This window comes from Pseudomonas sp. P4_C4, assembly GCF_056402055.1.
This window is the reverse complement of sequence record NZ_JBFUID010000049.1, coordinates 22,234-40,485: the sequence shown is the minus strand read 5'-3', so window position 1 is coordinate 40,485 and position 18,252 is coordinate 22,234. Positions and strand designations below refer to the sequence as shown.

18 protein-coding genes are annotated in these 18,252 nt (G+C 55.9%); 11 read left to right on the top strand and 7 right to left on the bottom strand.

Features of this window, described 5'->3' with window-relative positions:
• Window positions 1-197: 197 nt before the first annotated feature.
• From AC1DXW_RS22775 to AC1DXW_RS22765, 3 genes are read right to left on the bottom strand one after another with little or no spacing between them, the layout of a single operon-like run.
• Window positions 198-1,649, bottom strand: coding sequence for an NAD-dependent succinate-semialdehyde dehydrogenase (locus AC1DXW_RS22775; protein ID WP_477756147.1), 1,452 nt, complete (start codon window positions 1,647-1,649; stop codon window positions 198-200).
• Window positions 1,650-1,677: 28 nt separating this feature from the next.
• Entirely contained in the window at window positions 1,678-2,688 is a 1,011-nt protein-coding gene (locus AC1DXW_RS22770; RefSeq protein WP_056723304.1) for a dihydrodipicolinate synthase family protein, read from the bottom strand.
• A 46-nt stretch (window positions 2,689-2,734) separates the two neighbouring features.
• A complete protein-coding gene (locus AC1DXW_RS22765) occupies window positions 2,735-3,739 on the bottom strand; it encodes an ornithine cyclodeaminase family protein (RefSeq protein WP_056723302.1) in 1,005 nt (334 codons plus the stop codon).
• 500 nt (window positions 3,740-4,239) lie between these two features.
• On the opposite strand from AC1DXW_RS22765, the gene AC1DXW_RS22760 reads away from it, so the two are divergent.
• Window positions 4,240-5,352 carry an FAD-dependent oxidoreductase gene (locus tag AC1DXW_RS22760; protein WP_477760478.1) on the top strand — a complete coding sequence of 371 codons (1,113 nt, stop codon included), beginning with the start codon at window positions 4,240-4,242 and terminating at the stop codon, window positions 5,350-5,352.
• Window positions 5,353-5,459: 107 nt separating this feature from the next.
• Here the strand turns inward: AC1DXW_RS22760 and AC1DXW_RS22755 are convergent, their stop codons facing one another.
• Entirely contained in the window at window positions 5,460-6,053 is a 594-nt protein-coding gene (locus AC1DXW_RS22755; protein WP_056723297.1) for a TetR/AcrR family transcriptional regulator, read from the bottom strand.
• A 334-nt stretch (window positions 6,054-6,387) separates the two neighbouring features.
• On the opposite strand from AC1DXW_RS22755, the gene AC1DXW_RS22750 reads away from it, so the two are divergent.
• The 7 genes from AC1DXW_RS22750 to AC1DXW_RS22720 all read left to right on the top strand — a co-directional run bounded on the left by AC1DXW_RS22750 (window position 6,388) and on the right by AC1DXW_RS22720 (window position 12,460).
• A complete protein-coding gene (locus AC1DXW_RS22750) occupies window positions 6,388-6,630 on the top strand; it encodes a hypothetical protein (protein WP_218497874.1) in 243 nt (80 codons plus the stop codon).
• A 2-nt stretch (window positions 6,631-6,632) separates the two neighbouring features.
• Window positions 6,633-7,088, top strand: coding sequence for a hypothetical protein (locus tag AC1DXW_RS22745; protein WP_218497875.1), 456 nt, complete (start codon window positions 6,633-6,635; stop codon window positions 7,086-7,088).
• A 3-nt stretch (window positions 7,089-7,091) separates the two neighbouring features.
• Window positions 7,092-8,768, top strand: coding sequence for an FAD-binding oxidoreductase (locus tag AC1DXW_RS22740; RefSeq protein ID WP_477760477.1), 1,677 nt, complete (start codon window positions 7,092-7,094; stop codon window positions 8,766-8,768).
• On the top strand, window positions 8,765-9,109 hold the full coding sequence (locus AC1DXW_RS22735) for a c-type cytochrome (RefSeq protein WP_477754713.1): 345 nt from the start codon (window positions 8,765-8,767) through the stop codon (window positions 9,107-9,109). Before AC1DXW_RS22740 ends, AC1DXW_RS22735 begins: the two co-directional genes overlap by 4 nt.
• Window positions 9,106-10,278: an MFS transporter gene (locus AC1DXW_RS22730; protein ID WP_477760476.1), complete on the top strand. Its 1,173-nt coding sequence runs from the start codon at window positions 9,106-9,108 to the stop codon at window positions 10,276-10,278. The genes AC1DXW_RS22735 and AC1DXW_RS22730 overlap by 4 nt, the downstream gene beginning before the upstream one ends.
• A 43-nt stretch (window positions 10,279-10,321) precedes the next feature.
• Window positions 10,322-11,095, top strand: a complete 774-nt coding sequence (locus AC1DXW_RS22725; protein WP_477754711.1) for an SDR family NAD(P)-dependent oxidoreductase — start codon at window positions 10,322-10,324, stop codon at window positions 11,093-11,095.
• A 66-nt stretch (window positions 11,096-11,161) separates the two neighbouring features.
• Window positions 11,162-12,460 carry an oxidoreductase gene (locus tag AC1DXW_RS22720; protein ID WP_477754710.1) on the top strand — a complete coding sequence of 433 codons (1,299 nt, stop codon included), beginning with the start codon at window positions 11,162-11,164 and terminating at the stop codon, window positions 12,458-12,460.
• A 122-nt stretch (window positions 12,461-12,582) separates the two neighbouring features.
• Here AC1DXW_RS22720 and AC1DXW_RS22715 read toward each other — a convergent pair whose 3' ends face one another.
• A complete protein-coding gene (locus tag AC1DXW_RS22715; RefSeq protein WP_477754709.1) occupies window positions 12,583-13,206 on the bottom strand; it encodes a TetR/AcrR family transcriptional regulator in 624 nt (207 codons plus the stop codon).
• A gap of 603 nt (window positions 13,207-13,809) precedes the next feature.
• On the opposite strand from AC1DXW_RS22715, the gene AC1DXW_RS22710 reads away from it, so the two are divergent.
• The 3 genes from AC1DXW_RS22710 to hpaR all read left to right on the top strand — a co-directional run bounded on the left by AC1DXW_RS22710 (window position 13,810) and on the right by hpaR (window position 16,559).
• Window positions 13,810-14,979 carry a p-hydroxyphenylacetate 3-hydroxylase oxygenase component gene (locus AC1DXW_RS22710; RefSeq protein ID WP_056723282.1) on the top strand — a complete coding sequence of 390 codons (1,170 nt, stop codon included), beginning with the start codon at window positions 13,810-13,812 and terminating at the stop codon, window positions 14,977-14,979.
• Between the two features lie 77 nt (window positions 14,980-15,056).
• Window positions 15,057-16,007, top strand: a complete 951-nt coding sequence (locus tag AC1DXW_RS22705; RefSeq protein WP_477754708.1) for a p-hydroxyphenylacetate 3-hydroxylase reductase component — start codon at window positions 15,057-15,059, stop codon at window positions 16,005-16,007.
• A 129-nt stretch (window positions 16,008-16,136) separates the two neighbouring features.
• Window positions 16,137-16,559, top strand: coding sequence for a homoprotocatechuate degradation operon regulator HpaR (hpaR, locus tag AC1DXW_RS22700; RefSeq protein WP_477754707.1), 423 nt, complete (start codon window positions 16,137-16,139; stop codon window positions 16,557-16,559).
• 63 nt (window positions 16,560-16,622) lie between these two features.
• On the opposite strand, the gene hpaI is transcribed toward hpaR, so the two are convergent.
• Both hpaI and hpaH read right to left on the bottom strand, forming a co-directional pair.
• On the bottom strand, window positions 16,623-17,423 hold the full coding sequence (gene hpaI / locus AC1DXW_RS22695) for a 4-hydroxy-2-oxoheptanedioate aldolase (protein ID WP_218497878.1): 801 nt from the start codon (window positions 17,421-17,423) through the stop codon (window positions 16,623-16,625).
• 18 nt (window positions 17,424-17,441) lie between these two features.
• Window positions 17,442-18,245 (bottom strand): 2-oxo-hept-4-ene-1,7-dioate hydratase, encoded by an 804-nt coding sequence (gene hpaH, locus AC1DXW_RS22690; protein ID WP_477754706.1) that lies wholly within the window; start codon window positions 18,243-18,245, stop codon window positions 17,442-17,444.
• Window positions 18,246-18,252 lie beyond the last annotated feature (7 nt).

Sequence of the window (18,252 nt, the reverse complement as noted above, 5' to 3'; positions counted from 1 at the left end):
TAGTGAGTGTCTGCTTTTGGCCGTGGTATCAGATGCGTAACTTGTGTCGATCTCGTAGAGCGAGACGAGGGTTTGGAGCCCCACTGATACGTCTTATCAGTGAGGCCATTGAGCAAAATTTACAGCGCCGTGATGAATGCGTGTAGGTGAGGGCGCATGTTTTATAGACATACACCACCTCACCCACTATCGCCGGCTTACAAGCCGCCCAGTGCGACGTACTTGATTTCCAGGTAGTCGTCGATCCCGTATTTTGAGCCTTCCCGGCCAAGTCCGGAGGTCTTCACGCCGCCGAAGGGTGCAACTTCTGTGGAGATCATCCCCTCGTTGACGCCCACCATGCCGAACTCAAGATTGTCGACGACACGGAAGATCAGACCGACGTCACGTGCGTACACATAGGCTGCCAAGCCAAAAGGTGTGTCGTTGGCCATCGCAATTGCCTCGTCCTCAGTCTCGAAACGGAAGAGGGGAGCGACAGGGCCGAAGGTTTCATCATTGAAGATCAGTGCATCGCGTGACACATCGGTGAGCACTGTTGGCTCGAAGTAACTACCGCCCAAGGGGTGACGCTTGCCTCCGGTAGCAATGCGTGCACCTTTTTTCACCGCATCGGCAATGTGCTCTTCGACCTTTTGCACTGCATCCCCATTGATGAGCGGACCCAGTACCACACCGTCATCCATGCCATTACCAACCCTGAGCGCAGCGGCTGCATCCGCGAGCTTCTTCGCAAACTGATCGTAAACACCCGATTGAACGAGCATGCGGTTGGCGGCAACGCAGGCTTGACCTGTGTTGCGGTACTTGGCGGCAATTGCACCTTTCACTGCGGCATCGATATCAGCATCGTCAAAGACGATGAACGGCGCGTTGCCGCCCAGTTCCATACTCGCCTTTTTGATGGTCGGAGCGCACTGGGCCAGCAGCAGCGATCCAACTTCGGTCGAACCTGTGAAAGACAACTTCCGAACGACCGGGTTTGCGGTGAGCTCCCCGCCGATTGCGCGGGCCGAGCCCGTGACGACGTTGCACACACCAGGCGGCAGACCGGCGCGCTCGGCGAGTACGGCCAAAGCCAGTGCCGAAAGGGGGGTCTGACTGGCCGGCTTGATAACTCCAGCGCAACCAACCGCCCAGCCCGGACCGGCTTTGCGTGTAATCATCGCGGAGGGGAAGTTCCACGGTGTGATGGCTGCAAAAACACCGATAGGGGCTTTCTGCACGAGAATGCGCCGACCGTCTACATTCTGCGGAATGATGTCGCCATTCACGCGCTTCGCCTCTTCCCCGAACCATTCGATGAAGCTTGCGGCGTAAAGGATTTCGCCACGGGATTCCACCAAGGGCTTACCCTGTTCGGCCGTCAGGATGACCGCCAGGTCCTCGATGTTTTCAAGCATTAGCTCATAGAGCTTGCGCAGGACCTTTGCACGCTCCTTTGGCAGCGTCTTGCGCCATCCCTGCATGGCGCGTTCGGCCGCTGCGATTGCGCGGCGAGTCTCGGACTCTCCACCGTTTGGTACGCGCGCTACCCATTCACCAGTGGCTGGATTGTGGATCTCGATTGTCTGGCCACTGTCTGCCTGGACCCATTCGCCGTCGATCAACATTGCCTGACGCAGCAGGTCGGGGTCTTTCAGATTCAAGGTTGCGGTGCTATTCATCGGGCAGACCTCAAATGGAGTTACGACCGATGAAGAAGGCTTCATCGAGGTCGGTGGTCGGGTTCAGTCCAGCAGCTTCCAGCCCTTTACGTAGCACAGCCATGTCGCGCTGGTACACACGTTGGGTCGGGTGCGGCATAGGACCACCGTTGTAACCCTGCAACCAGCCTTGGTATTTCCACATCATGCGATTGAGAAGCCCGTTTGCCGCCATTGGGAGGCTTGCAAACGCTTTACGTGCCGGATCCATTTTGTACCAGAGCTGAGTTGCCTCATCGTAGTTGCCCGCACGGATCAACTTGTGGATCTGTGGTAGCAATGGGCCGTAGTAAGAGGAGTAGTTGGTTCCGCAGAATGGGATGTCCATCACTTGTGCCAAAGGCACGTACTCATACTCAAGCGGAGATGAGATAACGACTTCTTCATGGAATTCGCGGTGAACTTCGATCGCCGACATGATGTAAGGCAGTCCGCCTTCGGCTTTGATTGCAACGACGTTGGGGATCTCGTCGACCATGCGACGCAGCACCGCCAGCGGAATATCGGCAGGGTGCAAGCGGCTGAAACCCCAGGCGGGCAGCGGGAAGATGATTACGCCCAGGTTCGTCGCGTCGCAGATCGCCTTGGTGTACTCGAATACTTCGTCATAGGACTTCGGATAGAAGAACGGAGGATAGCCAAGCAGTACAAGGTCGGCGCCGGCAGCTTCGGCTCGCTTCACGGCCTCAATGTTATCTTCCAGCGTGTTGAACACCGCGTGGTGAACGATCACGAGACGGCCGGCTGCTTGATCGGCCATGATTTGACAGAACTCACCGTACTGCTCTTGGGTGATGGCTACCTCCGAGCAGGACAGCGAACCGACGAAGCCATGCTTGATTGCCAGTTCTACGTCGTGGCGAACGGCTTTCTCATTGATGCGTTTGAAGTCGGAGGTCATTGTTGGAATCGTAACGTTGGCGACCCCAACGAGTTTTTCGCGTGCCCAGTCTCGAGCGTCTTTCTTATTGTAATTGGCCATGTAAGGCTCCTGTTAGTCAGGGTTGGTGATAGTCGTCGCTGTTCGCTCAGCGCTTTGTTTCAAAATCGATTGGCAGTGGTGTTGCGAGCCCTGCTTCAAGTGCCTTGGTCAGGATGAGTTCCGCTACCACAATGTCTTGAAGACCACCGCCGACTGACTTAAACATCGGGGCCTTGGCTTGCTTCAACTGCTCACTGCAGGCGCCACTCATCAGGTCAGACAGGCTGAAGGCTTTGTGTCGAAATTCGATCCCGGCGGTATGGGCAGCAAGCATGTCTCCTGTCTCTTCCAGCACTTCTTCCAGGGTGTCGCAGATGATCAAGTCACTGCGCTCTACGACGGAAATGTCTATTTCACGCTGCTCCGGGATGGTCGAACCGATCGAAACGACAATGGCGTCCGGCTTCAACCACTCGCCGAACAAAATCGGCTTTTCATCGCGTGAGCGTGCGGCAGTCAGCACGATGTCGGCGCCTTCCACGGCCTCTTGTGCCGAACCAACTCCGCGAGCGGGTACACCGAGATCTCGCGTCGCCGCTGTGGCAAACGCTTCGCGCCGTTCAGGCGTCGGGCTGTAGACGGTTATTTCGGTCAGTTCGCGGACACTTGCGAAGGCACGGGTGTGCATCGAGGCTTCCAACCCACTTCCAATGACGGCTAGACGAACAGGTTTCTGTGGGGCGAGGCGGTCAAGGGCTGCTGCCGACGTAGCTGCAGTCCGGAATCCAGTCATCAGATTTGCGTCAATGAAAGCGGCAATGCGATTGGTCGTTCGGTCAAACAGAACGATGACGTATTCGATCCCCGGTGGCGCATCGCCCATGTTCGACCCCATCAGCTTGGCGCCGAAGTAGCGTCCACTTGCCGGAATTGCCGGCAAGGTGCGAAGCCAGGTTTTTTCAAGACTTGCAACGGTACGAGGCGGGGTAGCCCTGGCTGGCAAATGTTGCCCATAAGCGGCCTGAAGCGCGGCAATCGCATCTTTCCAACGGAAAACGGCCTGCGCGGCAGCGCTTGAAACGAACACGGGAGACTGGGAATTAGCGGTCATGCGTCGAGCTCCGAAACGGCAGAGAGAGTTGAAGTAAACGCGAGGCGGCCTACGTAAGCCGCGCTCCGGCTATGAATAGCTATCTAATTGAAGGTAGCACTAACAAAACGATGCGTATACAAAGTATTGTTGTCTGAGATTGGCGTTGTCAATGGCTCTATTGCGTAAATCTAGGTTTTACTCGGCATGGTTGCGGAAACAAAACGGAACGTATAGATTTGGTTTGTTCTTAGCAACGCCGATGTCTGGTGAGCGGCATGAAGCGCGGGATGCGAGGGTAGTTGAAGGCTTGGACAGTCCTGCCCAGTGGATTTGCTCGTCGCTGCAATTGAAGCAGTACTGCGCGACGCCTGAAGGCTTGCCGCAGATGACTATACGAGGGCTATACCCGGTCGCGGATGTCTCTTGCCGAGGCGTACTTCGATGTACCGGAATTGGCAAACAAGCTGTGTAATTGAGTAGCAGCTACCACCCGCCATAGAAGCGGAGAGGAGACAAGAATGAGTCAAGTTAAACGCATTTTGATTGTAGGCAGCGGAATCGGCGGTGCCACCGCAGCTTATGCACTGCGCAGGGCGGGAGTGGACGTCCACTGTATTGATATCAAGCCGGGGATTCCCTCGGCAGGGTCTGGCATTTGCCTGTTACACAACACGGTCCGAGCATTGGACATGATCGGATTGGCGGAGCCTTGTCTCGACAGTGGTATGCGATTCGACGCGTTTCGGCAATTCGATTCCTCAGGTCAACTCCTGCGATCGGACCCTGCCCCCCCCAGCTGTGGCATCCGTCGGCCAGAACTTGCTCGAATCCTGGAGTCGGCAGCGCAAGGGGCTGGGGCGGTTCTGGATAAAGGGTTGACGATCGAACATCTCGACGACCGTGGGGACTGCGTCGAAGTTAAATTCTCGGATGGTCGCGAGGCTACCTATGACTTGGTAGTGGCTGCGGATGGAGCCTACTCCAAGCTCCGCGATCAGGTTTTCGGTACTGAGTGCAGGCCGCATTTTGCAGGTCAGAGTGTCTGGCGTTTCAACGCGCCGCGTCCGGCTCAGATTGATGGGTTCTGTCTGTACCGCAGCCCGACAGGGAAAACGGTGGGTTCTTTCCCGACATCGGAGAACAGCTGCTACCTGTTTTATCTCGAGAACAGTGTGGAGCCTCTGCGGGTACCAGAGGATCAAGCGAGCGCGATGATTCGCGAACGCCTTGCCGAATATACCGCGCCCGCTGTATTGGAAGCTCTTGAGCAGGTGACCGATGCCAGGCAGGTTATCTTCCGTCCGCTGGATATCACGCTGGTGCCGGCACCTTGGTACCGCGGCCGCGTAGTGCTCATCGGCGATGCTGCACATTCACCAACACCGCATATGACGTCTGGAGGTGGCATGGCCATCGAAGATGCCGTCGTGCTTGCAGACTGCATATCCAAGACCCAATCTGTTAACGAGGCATTGGCGATGTATAGCGAGCGCCGATTTGAACGGTGCAAAATCATTTGCGAAGCTTCATTACAACTTTGTCGCTATGAGCAGGAAGACCCACTGAAAAATAGAGAGCAGTCGGCGGCTCTATTGCTGAAAACCTATCAATACTTGGGGCAGCCTATCTAAAGCACCAGGTTGACGTTATCTGTCAAAAAGTCCCGATTCACCTCTCAGGGTGAATCGGGACTGAGTCAACTCATACTTTATAACGATCAGCAGCCAAACAGTGCTGTTCAGTTTTCTGAGTTCGTTACTCCCAGCAAGTGGTATATGTAGTCGATATGCGACTTGGCAAACTCCTCGTTCAATGGGGCATGGCCAACCAACAAGCGCATGTAGACTGCTGAGTAGATGATGTCCATAAGCGACTCGACATCGGTGTCGCTTGGGATCTCGCCGCTGCGTTTCCATTCTTCAAGTGTTTCTTTAACTATCGCGCGTCGCCCATAGTGGAATCTCTCTCGAAAGGCTCGTAATACTGAAGGGTCAGATTGTCCCTCGGCTATGATTTGAGCAAGTATTCGGCCTGGCCAACCAGAAAACTGCTCTACCAGTGTGCGGAAATGAGCAGCGATGGCCTTTTTGGGACCGAGTTCAATTGGCAGTGGGGTCTTGAGAAGATGGTTTTCAATGAATGCGTCAATCACGAGCAATGCTTTAGAGTCCCACCATCTGTAGATCGTTGCTTTGCTGACACCGGCTTCCTTTGCAATTGCCTCAATCGAGATGGCCTGAATAGAGTTCTCGTGTAGCAACTTGATGGTCGAATTCAGTATTTGCAGTCGAGTAGCTTCGCTGCGTGGTCGTCCTAAAGACTTCTCCTGCATAAAGTATTCCTTAATAAATGACTAATTTTAACAGGAGCGTAAAGCTGCATGTGCTCACTCTGCGGCGTGGGCGGCTGCCTGCTGAAATCAAGCTGAGGCGTTTCTGATCGTAGCCAACAGACCACTCAAGAAGCAATGTAAAAAAACGCTTTGGGCTTGGCTTGGCGAGTGTGGAAGGCCCATGAGGGCTGACTCTGTAGGCAGGTGAAGGCTGCCAGCTGACGAAACCGAAAAAAGTAAGCTTGCACAAAACGGTACGGATCGTATATTTTTTGTTTCGCGCATATGAAGCCTGTCACGGGCACAACAACAAGAACGCGCGGAGGAAACAAACATGCATCAGGGTTCGAGCCTGAAAGGCGATGTTGCGACCGTTACCATTGTGGGCCGCATCTGGCACTCGACCAGTGAACAGGTGGCTGAACGCGACAAGCAATTCGCGTCCGCTGATTTCCAAAACTTCCCCGTCAACGCTGCTTCGACGCGCGATACCAACGGCTCGATCCTCGACGCCGATCTCAGTCTCTTAATCGGGGTTCAGAGCTCCGCTACATTCCTCAACATTTTCGGGGAGTGAGCATGTCGATCCCCAATATTTCCAATCTCGGATTTGGGCGGCGCCAGTTTCTCGTGTCCACCGCAAGTGCCGCGACGCTCGCCATGCTGGGGGCGCTACCGGTGCTCGCGAAGCCATCCGGAGAGATCGCTCGAGAACCATTCGACCCCAGTCAGTTTGACGTTCGCTTTGTCGTGACGGACCGCCGATTGCCGCAAAGCCTGGCTTTCGCCATTGAGCATGCCAAAAAAGGCAGTGCGCGGCTTGAAGTCACGAATGGACTCACGAGGCTTTGGCAGGAATCGCTCGTACCGTTTTGGCGTGAGCAAGGTGGCGCTGTCGCCGGACTCACCACGCGCGAGGTTTGGCACTGCCTTGCAGAACAAGCACGCAGCCAGTCGCGCCGTACTGTTGTGCTGCATCAGTACGACGTACCGGCGAGCCAACCCAATCCTTTGGTTTCATGGATCATCGCGTGAATTATGAGAACACCCCCGAATGTTTCCCCCGAAGTTTTTTCCGTCGCGCTACAGGCGTTTGCTGGTGTAGTCGGAAAAGAATGGGTCTTCGTTGAGGACGAGGATCTGTTTCCCTACCGTGATTCTTATTCCCCGCTGCGCGACACGCCCGAGGATCGAAGCGCATCAGCTGCCGTGGCGCCCGGTTCGGTTGAAGAGGTGCAGGCGGTCGTGCGCATTGCCGATAAGCACCGCATACCGCTTTATACGATTTCCACCGGCAAAAACCTCGGCTACGGTGGTTCAGCGCCCAATCATGGCGGCAGTGTTGTGCTGGATCTGAAGCGGATGAACCGCATCATTGAGGTCAACGAAAGCAATGGCTACGCAATCGTGGAGCCCGGCGTCAGCTATTTCGATCTGTATAACTACATCCAGGAACGTGGCCTGAAAGTGTGGTTGGATGTCGCCGACCCCGGCTGGGGCAGTGTGGTTGGCAATGCGCTTGACCATGGAGTAGGTCACACGCTGTCGCGCTTTCGCAACCATTTCGATTCGCACTGCGGAATGGAGGTGGTGCTGGCAAATGGGGAGGTGGTTCGCACAGGAATGGGAGCGCTTCCCGGTTCCCAGACGTGGGGGCAATTCAAGATGGGCATGGGGCCGATCCTGGATGGCATTTTTTCCCAGTCCAATTTCGGCGTTGTCACCAAGATGGGCATTTGGTTGATGCCGGCACCAGAAGCCTTCATGCATGGCATGGTGATGGCCGCGCGTTATGACGACCTGCACGCGGTAGTGGAATTGCTCAAGTACGTCGAGAACACTGGGTTAGCCCCTGGTGCTCCGGAAATGGGTAGCCCGCTGCTGGGTGTCAGCAATTACACGAAACACCTTGTCGACGCATTTTATGATGGCCCGCCGCAGTTGCAGAAACCGCATGCCGAGCTGGTTGCGAAAGCCAGCGTTGGCTTTTCGGCAGAGTTGCAGAAGTATGGACAGGACAACAACATTCCTTACTGGGTGCTTAACCTGAAGTTCTACGGACCACCGAAGGTGATCCAGGCCCAGTGGGAGGCGGTACAGGAGCTGGCCGCAAAGTCGATCAAGGGAGTGCGCTTTCAGGCTGGCCAGATTCAGACCGATCCGCGCAAGGCTTCCGCTGAGTGGACGGTTTACCCACAGGATGTGGGTGTACCAAACATGGACTTCTTCGGTATGGGCACGCGTGCCGGAGGCAACCCGCACCCAATGCGCGGCCATATGTGGTTCTCTCCAGTCATTCCACAGACTGCGCAAGGCATCCTCGAAGCCAACCGTGTCTTCGAAGAAGCGCACCGCACCATGCCTGCGCTGCAGAATGTGCCGATCTGGAACCTCAGGCCTTTTGCGTTGCCTGCGCCGTTTTTCGAGCGCGCTTTCCTTTTCATCGTGGGCTTCCCGATTACCGATGATACGGCGATGAACAAAGCCTCCATCAAGGCGTATCGGACGCTGCTCGATATTGGCGCACAGCATGGCTGGGGCGAATATCGTTGCCACCCGGAATTCCAGGACCAGGCCATGGGCCTGTATTCGTACAACAACAACAGCCTGCTGCACTTGAACGAGGTCATCAAGGACGCCATCGATCCTAACGGAACTCTTTCGCCGGGCCGCTACGGCATCTGGCCCAAGCATTTGAGGAAGGGCACCAAATGAAAACGAACAGTTTCATCGTGCTGATGATGCTGGCAGGTCTGGCAGTCGCCTCCGAACCGGCCAGGGACGTCGAACCGGGTCAGCGTGGCAAGCAGGTTTTCGATCAGTGGTGTGCGATCTGTCACGTCGCAGCTTCACGCATGCCTGGCACAGCTTCGCTGGCGGCCAAGTATGGCGGCAGCTTACCGGCTGCATTGGAAGAGCGCACTGACATGCCCCCGGCCTTCATCAAGTATTTCGTTCGCAACGGCGTACTGATCATGCCGGCATTTCGTAAAACCGAAATAACCGACGCCGACCTTGAATTGCTTGTCGGCTACCTAAAGGCTAAAGACCAATGAGCTCACATTCTGTTTCTGACTCTCTGACGAAGGCTGCTGGCAACCGGAAGGAAGCCCGCTACGGTACCGCGGCGCTCGTCATCGGGCATTGCGCTGGCCTGATGGATATCACCACTTTGCCGATCTGGGTTGGAATCGTCCTGATCGGGCAACTGGCACTTGATCCGCAGCGTGCCGGGTTCCTTCTGACTCTGTTCCTCGGGTCGGTCGTGCTCAGCAGCCTGTGTATTGCACCAAAACTATCCCGACTCAACCGCAAGCGCATAACGTCGGCGGCTTATGCCGTGGCGGGTATGGCCTTCGCCAGCATGCCAAGCGTAAGTGGTAGCTATACCCTTTTGGCTTCGGCGCATGTCGTGGCAGGTCTGGCGGTCGGCTGCGGCCTGTCGATCGTTCACGGGACGATGGGTGGCACTGCCAATCCGCACCGCACAGCGGCAATGGCATTTAGCTCGCTGAGCCTACTGTCCATCCTGGTGATGGCGACGCTGCCTCCGCTAGTGGGCAAGAACGGCCCGAACATATTCTTCTACACAATGTCGGGCATCATGTTTACTGCCGCACTCGCCGCACTGCTGGCTTTTCCGAAGGCCGCCCGTGCGATCCAGCACGATCGATCCAAGCTCGCCAAGTTGCCTGCGCGAGTATGGTTCGGCATCGCTGGCGTGAGTCTATTGATGGTGAGCCATTCGATGGTCTTCGGATTCATCGAGCGTGTAGGAGGCTGGCACGGATTCAGCGCGGCGCAGATCACCACGGTGCTTGTCATCAGTGGCTTCGTGAATCTCGTACCTGTCGCCCTTTCCAGTCTCCTTGAACGCCGCTTGCCGGCCTCGGGCGTAGTCATGGCGGGACCTCTGATACAAGCCACTGCAGCAGTTGCTGTGACCCAGTTCAGTGGTTACGGGGTTTACATCGTAGCGACCTCAGTTCTCATCGCCGTCGTCACATTCACCCATGTGTTCGCATTCGGGGTACTTGCGCGACTGGATCCGTCCGGTCGCGTGGTCGCAGCCACTCCGGTGATGGTCATGGCGGGTTCGGCTACTGGCCCACTCCTGGGGGGCGTGCTCGCCCTGCATGTTGGCTATGGCAGCTTGGGCTGGGCGGCATTGGCGTTGGGGCTTTTGTCCGCCCTCTGCTTTCGTCTAGGTACCCGTAAGGCGTGATGTAAAACAACAAAAATATGAAGTCCCTTACGAGAGGATTGGTATGAGCAAGCGATTGCAGGACAAGGTGGTTTTACTGACCGGCATTGGCAGTGGGATGGGGCGCGAGACAGCTCGCCTGTTCGCCAGCGAAGGTGCGATCGTCGTCGGCTGCGACATCAATCCGCAGACGGCCGCAGAAACCGCGAAATTGGTAGAAAGCGATGGTCATTCCATCGACGTGGTCGCTCCTGTTGACCTCAGCGACCGCGACGATGTAGCGCGTTGGATCGATGGTGCTGCCGCTTGGTATGGCCGCATTGACGCGCTCTACAATAATGCCAGTCTGCCGCGTTTTGCGCCTTTTGCGGTGCAGAGCGACGCCGATTATGTCTTCACTATCCAGAATGAACTCGATCTTGTCTGGCGCGCTTGCCAGCTTGCCTGGCCGTATCTGGTGAAGTCCAAAGGTGCCATCGTCAACATCGGCTCCGGTGCTGGCATGCAGGGAGCGAGAGCGCTGCCGCAGGCTGCACATGCCGCGGCGAAAGGTGCGGTCCTTGCCCTGACGCGCCAACTGGCCGCAGAAGGCATCGCTGTTGGTGTACGGGTTAACTCGGTCAGCCCTGGTGTAATGAACACCCCGCCGGTTCAGGCGATGTATCGGGAGTTTGGCGACAAGGCACCCGTGGCCCCGATCGTGGAGCGCACCCTGACSGGTAAGCCGGGCGAGCCGATCGCTGTCGCTTGGGCAGGCCTTTACCTGACCTCTGATGAGTCTAAATGGGTCACCGGGATCAATATTCCCGTGGACGGTGGCGCCAACTCAATCATGTAAGTCGATTCGGATTCAGTTGATTGAACCCGGCAAGCCGACCCTATACAGGCAAGAGTAGTTTTGACCATGACCAACATTTCGATGAATACAAGCAATGCAGCCAAGGTGCTGGCAAGCCCGCTGCAGATCAATGGATTGCAGATTAAAAACCGCATTATCCTTGGGCCGATGGCGGTACTTCGCCCGACCGAGGACGGCCGCCCAAGTGAGCAGACCATCGCGTTCCTCAAGCGTCGTGCGCAGGGCGGGGTGGGCCTGGTCATCGTTGGTGGATCGGTATGCAGCGAACGAGCCTGGAATGAGTCGCCGTTTTCGCCAAACCTTCGCTTTGACAAAGACGCATTCGTCGATGACCTCAAGCGTGTGTCCGATGCTGTACATGAATGTGGTGCGGCAGTGTTCGCGCAGCTGTTTCCGAGCTTCGGCCGCATGGGCGTGCCGCGCAACGGTCAGTGGATTTTGGCGGCCAGCCCGAAGCCGGTGAACCTGGGGGCTGGCGGCTTGCCCAACCATCTCCATATCCCCGGTGGCCGAATAACACCAGTGCCACACGAGGCCAGCATCCAGGAGATCAAGGACATCGAGGCGAGCGTCGTCGCCGGTGCACGCCGGGCCAAGGCTAGTGGTTTCGATGGCGTCGAGATTGGCGCACACATGTGCTACTTCTACTCGTCCTTTTTGTCCCCGTTGGCCAATCAACGCAGCGATGAATACGGTGGTTCGGTTGCGAATCGCGCTAGAGCCTTGCGCGATGTGGTTGCAGCAGTGCGCGCCGAAGTCGGCCCGGATTATCCGGTGGGGGTGCGTATGAGTGTGAATGACCATATGCCCGACGGCCAGGGGCCGGAGGGTTACGCTGAGGTCGCAGCGCACATCGCCGAGGTCGGCCTGGACTTCATCTCCCTAAGCGAGGGCAACTACGAGTCGATGCGTGACAATGTGCCGAGTACTTCCGGCAACATGCTGAACCACGGGGAGCCGCAGGCCTTCCGCAAGGCACTAGGTAGCGGGGTGCTCCTGTTCCTTTCCAGTACTCCAGATCCCCGGCAAGCGGCGGCGGCTATTTGGGACGGCGATGTCGATGCAAGCATGCTGGCACGGCAGATGCTGGCCGACCCTGATTATGCGGTGAAGGTAATCGAAGGTCGTGAGGCTGAGATCGTGTGGTGCGACCATGCCAATTCCTGTTTACGCAGGCTGATACTCAACGCGCCGGTTGCCTGTCATAAAAACCCGGAGATGGGACGCGAGGATCCGAAGGCCAAACGTTCCACTCCGGTTCAGAACCTGGGCGTCTGGGTAGCCGGTAACAATGTGCTGATGGGCGTTGCCGATAAGCTCGTCCGCGCTACGCAAAAGAAATGACCCAATTGGGGCGAGTACTTCGATCAGTCTTATAGCGAGATGAGCGGGGTGTTCGTTTCCAATGGCTCGACGTCGGTATCCGATCAACTCAACGCCTGCGCACTGAACTTGATTAATAACGACTAGGCCTCGGGGTCAGTGCTCTTGACACCCAGTAAGTGGTACACAAAGTTTATATGCGACTCGGCAAACGCTTGGTTAAGTGGGGCGTGTCCAATCATGAGTCGCATGTAAACGGCCCCGTAAATCAAATCCATCAGTATCTCGATATCCGTATCGGGAGATATCTCGCCGCTCACCCTCCATTCCTCTAGCGTTTCTCGAATTATCGCGCGCCTTCCATAATGAAACCGCTCTCGAAAATCTCTCAAAGTAGAGGGATCTGACTGACCTTCCGCGAGTATTTGTGCGACCAGTCGACCGGCCCAACCAGAGTATTGGTCTACGAGGGAGCGGAAGTGCTGAGCAATTGCCTCTCTCGGACCCAGTTCTCGTGGCAAGGCTGTTTTCAACATTTGGTTCTCTATGAACGCGTCGATAACGACTAACGCTTTGGAGTCCCACCACCGGTATATGGTTGATTTACTAACGCCAGCTTCTCGTGCTATCGCCTCGATTGAGATGGCTTGAATGGATTTTTCCTGCAGCAGCCTGATGGTGGCATCCAGGATCTGACGGCGTGTAGCTTCGCTTCGTGGGCGACCCACTATCGATTTGTTGGTCGATACAGGTTTGTTAGTCGACATTTTCAAGATCCCTTACCCAGGTGCATTTGTTTCTAAAAAACAAAAGCCCAGGATGGCTCTCGTCAAGGAAATAATTAGTATACGCAGTGTTTAGTATATTGCCTGTGCGTGAAAAATTCTACCTTGACTGTGCTCAATCCAGCAGGAAAATGTTCGCTCGAAATAAGCTTGTTTTGTTGTTTTTAGCGCGGTATAGGGTGCTCAAGCAGAAGGCTTTGTTGCAGTGAAAATTGCTTCGCTTGGTCGACGCTCTACAAGTCATTGCGTTTCGTTTGTATGAGGCTTTTCGCTCGGATCTGTTGTCGGTAAGTCGGCGGCGCGGGGGGCAAGTCAGGAGGGAAGGGCAGCGGCCATCTTTAAACAGTCAGCGATGAACATCACTTTCAGGTCCATTCTTCTTCGCGTTTTGTTCGTTGCTTAAAGACTCTATGAAAAGTGCAATCTTCTATTTGTAACGTGCATTTTTCGTAGTGCCCCAGCACCTCATACTGAACGGGTGCTGACGCGCTTACCCGCTTGCCATCTAGCGTACGGTGCCTTCTGGCGCTGTTCGCAAGCGTCTGCCAAGCGGAGCGCCACTATCCAATAATAAAGAGACCGCCCATGAAAACTCCAAACCCGCTGCTGGAAGACCTGAAAGGTGTTCTGCCTACTATCGCGGCTAATGCCTTCGAGGCCGAACGCGCGCGTTGTGTTCCCGCCGAGAATATCGCTTTGCTCAAAGGCATTGGTATGCACCATGCGTTGCAGCCGAAAAAGTACGGCGGCATGGAGATCTCTCTGCCTCAGTTTGCCGACTGCATCGCATTGTTGGCCGGTTCCTGTGCCAGCACGGCCTGGGCCATGAGCCTTCTATGTACTCACAGTCATCAAATCGCAATGTTTTCCAGCAAGCTGCAGGATGAGATGTGGGGAAATGACCCCGATGCTACTGCCAGTAGCAGCATCGCGCCTTTTGGTCGCACCGAGGAGGTGGAGGGAGGCGTCACTTTCAGTGGTGAGATGGGATGGAGTTCAGGCTGTGATCATGCCGAATGGGCCATCATGGGGTTCTTTCGCGAGAATGCCGAAGGCACTCGGGATTATTGTTTCGCGGTGCTGCCAAGCAGTGACTACGAAATTCGTGATGACTGGTTTGCCGTTGGTATGCGTGGCAGCGGTAGCAAAACCCTGATCGTCAAGAATGCTTTCGTGCCCGAGCACCGAATCCAGAAAGCCAAGGACATGATCGAAGGCAAGTCGGCGGGCTTTGGTTTGTATCCGGACAGCAAGATTTTCTTCGCCCCTTATCGACCTTATTTCGCCAGCGGTTTTTCGACTGTCAGCCTGGGTATTGCCGAGCGCATGCTGGATGTCTTCCGCGAGAAAACCCGCAACCGCGTCCGTGCCTACACCGGTGCCGCTGTCGGCGCAGCCACCCCGGCATTGATGCGCCTGGCCGAATCCACGCATCAAGTTGCGGCTGCCCGAGCGTTGCTGGAAAAAAGCTGGGAGGAGATTGCCGAATACAGCGAGCGCCACGAGTACCCTAGCCGCACCACGCTCACGTTCTGGCGTACCAATCAAGGTTATGCCACGAAAATGTGTATCCAGGCTGTGGACCGTCTGATGGAAGCGGCCGGCGGCGGCGCCTGGTTTGAAACCAACGAGTTGCAACGCCTTTTCCGCGACGCACATCTTACGGGGGCGCACGCCTATACCGACTATGACGTTTGTGCACAGATACTTGGCCGCGAACTGATGGGTCTTGAGCCCGATCCCTCAATGGCCTAAGGCCGTTCGCCGTCAAGCCACAAGCCCCTCATAAAAATAATCAGAGCGCGCCCAGGGGGCGTGCTCGGGAGTCTTGCATGTCCGATATTAATGAAATTGCAGCTTCTTCTGCCTTCGATTCGCGTGCATTTCGCCGCGCCTTAGGTAACTTCGCCACCGGTGTGACAGTGGTGACAGCCGCCGATCACGATGGCCGAAAAGTGGGGGTGACGGCCAATAGCTTCAACTCGGTGTCGCTCGATCCGCCGTTGATTCTCTGGAGTATCGATAAGCGATCAACCAGCCATGATGTATTTGCTGCCGCTACCCACTTTGCCGTGAATGTACTTGCTGCAGATCAAATTGATTTGTCGAACAATTTCGCTCGTCCGAAAGACGATCGTTTTGCTGGCATCGAATACGAGTCAGGTCACGGAGGGGCGCCCATTCTTGCTGATTGCTCAGCGCGTTTTCAGTGCGAAAAATATCAGCAGGTGGACGGTGGTGATCATTGGATCATGATCGGTAGGGTAATGGCTTTCGATGATTTTGGTCGTTCGCCGTTGCTGTACCACCAGGGCGCATACTCCATGGTGTTGCCCCACACGCGCATGACAAAAAGTGCTGAAGGTCAGCCGCCGAGCAGCCACTTCCAAGGAAGGCTGAGCCACAATTTGTACTACCTCATGACCCAAGCATTGCGCGCGTATCAAGCAAGCTATCAGCCGCGGCAATTGTCGACAGGTTTGCGGACAAGTGAGGCGCGTATGTTGATGGTGCTGGAGAACGATGCAGGGTTGAGCCTCACGGATCTGCAACGGGAGGTGGCGATGCCCGAGCGGGAAATCGAAGAGGCCGTCGCCAATCTCACTCGTAAGGGGCTGGTCTGTGAAGAAGATAAGCGCTTGCGTCTGACCGTTAAAGGTATCGATGAAACAGAAGGATTATGGACAATAGCCCGAGAACAGCAGGAAAAAGTCTTCAGTCAATTCAGCGACGACCAATTGGAAACCTTCAAGACTGTGTTGAAAGCGGTTATCAGGCTCTGACGTGCTCTGGTTAGCGACCAAATGGACGGCGCCTAAATGCGCCGTTTTTTTATGGACGCTAGAAACGTCATCGCTATTTCGGCGTGATAAGATTATTAACATGCTAACTGATTTTTGAGCCGTTTCTAAATGCCCAAGCACCGACAGTCTTTGACACTCAACCTGCTCCAGGCCCGTGAAGTGGCCATGAGCTTTTTCCGGCCTTCTCTGAAGGATATAGGCCTCACTGAGCAACAATGGCGGGTAGTGCGGATTCTCAGCCAGCAGGGCGAACTGGAGATCAATCGCTTGGCGGACTTGGCATGTATTCTCAAGCCCAGCATGACTGGCGTACTGGCGCGGATGGAGACCGCAGAGTTGGTCGAACGACGGCGCTCAGAACACGACCAGCGCCGAGTGCTGGTGAAACTGACCGCTGCCGGAGACCGTTGCTTTGAAAGTATGAGTGGGCGCATGGAAGAGAACTATGAGCGCTTGCAGGAGCGCTTCGGCGCGGAGAAGTTGCAGACGTTGTTGGTGTTACTCAATGAATTGAAGACACTGAAGCGTTGAGGCGGAATGGTCACCGCTGGCATTGATGTCTGCCAGCGGTGAGCATTTGCAATTGACCTGAAATCAGTAAACACCGCCGGTACTGATCGTGGCCGGGGTATTTCTGAACTTGCTTGTCAGTGCTTGCAGGCCTTGCATCAGTACAGAGGTGTCGACGCCGACCGCTACGAATGCCGCGCCGAGCTCGATGTAGCGTCTGGCCAATCTTTCGTCGGCGCTGAGAATGCCGGGCGCTTTGCCGGCATCGCGGATTCGTATGATGGTGTCTTCAATTACTGCTTGAACTTCGGGATGGCCCGGGTTACCGCGATGGCCCATCGCAGCGCTGAGGTCGGCAGGGCCGATAAACACCCCGTCAACGCCTTCGACGTTGACGATGGCATCCAGATTCTCCAGGCCTTTCAGGCTTTCAATCTGCACCAGCAGGCATATTTGCTCGTCAGCCTTGTCCAGGTAGCCGGGCACGCTGTTCCAGCGCGACGCCCGCGCCAACGCGCTGCCTACACCGCGCACGCCACTGGGCGGATAGTGCACGGCACGCACCAGCTCTCGCGCTTGTTCGGCGCTTTCGACCATCGGCACCAGTAAAGTCTGTGTGCCGATGTCCAAAATCTGTTTGATCAACGTTGTGTCGCCAGCGACAGGGCGGATCACTGGATGACTAGTGTAGGGCGCTATCGCCTGCAATTGGCCAAGCATGCTGCGTATATCATTGGGCGCATGCTCGCCGTCGATCAATAGCCAATCAAAGTCGGCATTGGCTGCCAGCTCTGCGCAGTAAGGGTTGGCCAGACCGAGCCAAAGGCCGATTTGAGCCTTGCCACTTTTCAGGCGTTGTTTGAATGTGTTGATGGGCATATCCATGAATCAGTCCTCCAGGAGTCAGACGAAGCGGCAGGAGATGGAGCCCAGCATGTCGTAGTCGACATGGAAGGTATCGCCTGGACTGGCGGCCACTGGACGGGTAAACGACCCTCCCAGAATGATTTGCCCCGGTTGTAACGTGACGTCGTAGGGGGCGAGCTTGTTGGCCAGCCAGGCGACACCTTTCGCGGGATGATTGAGCACCGCGGCAGAAACCCCTGATTCCTCGATCACGCCATTGCGGTACAAAACGGCTGGCACCTTACGCAGGTCGACTTCATGAGGGCGCACAGCACGGCCACCCATGACCACTCCCGCGTTCGCCGCATTGTCGGAAATGGTGTCGAAGACCTTGCGCGTGGCTTTGGTCTCGGGATCGATCTGCTGAATACGCGCGTCAATGATTTCCAGGGCAGGGATCACCCATTCAGTAGCATCCAGTACATCGAAAATGGTCACGTTCGGGCCTTTGAGCGGCTTGCCGAGGATGAATGCCAGCTCCACTTCAACGCGCGGCACGATAAAACGGTTGAAGGGGATATCGGTGCCTTCGTCGAACAGCATGTCGTCAAGCAACGCCCCGTAATCCGGTTCTGTAATGTTTGATGAAACCTGCATGGCCCGAGAGGTCAGGCCAATCTTGTGCCCCACCAGCTTGCGTCCGTTCTTTATTTTCTGCGCCACCCAGGCTCGCTGAATGGCATAGGCATCTTCGATGGTGATCTGTGGATGCGCGATGGAGAACTGCCCGACTTGCTCACGAGAGCGTTCGGCGTTGTCCAGTTGAGCAGCGGCTTGCTGGATAAATTCTTGATCGAGCATGACGTGG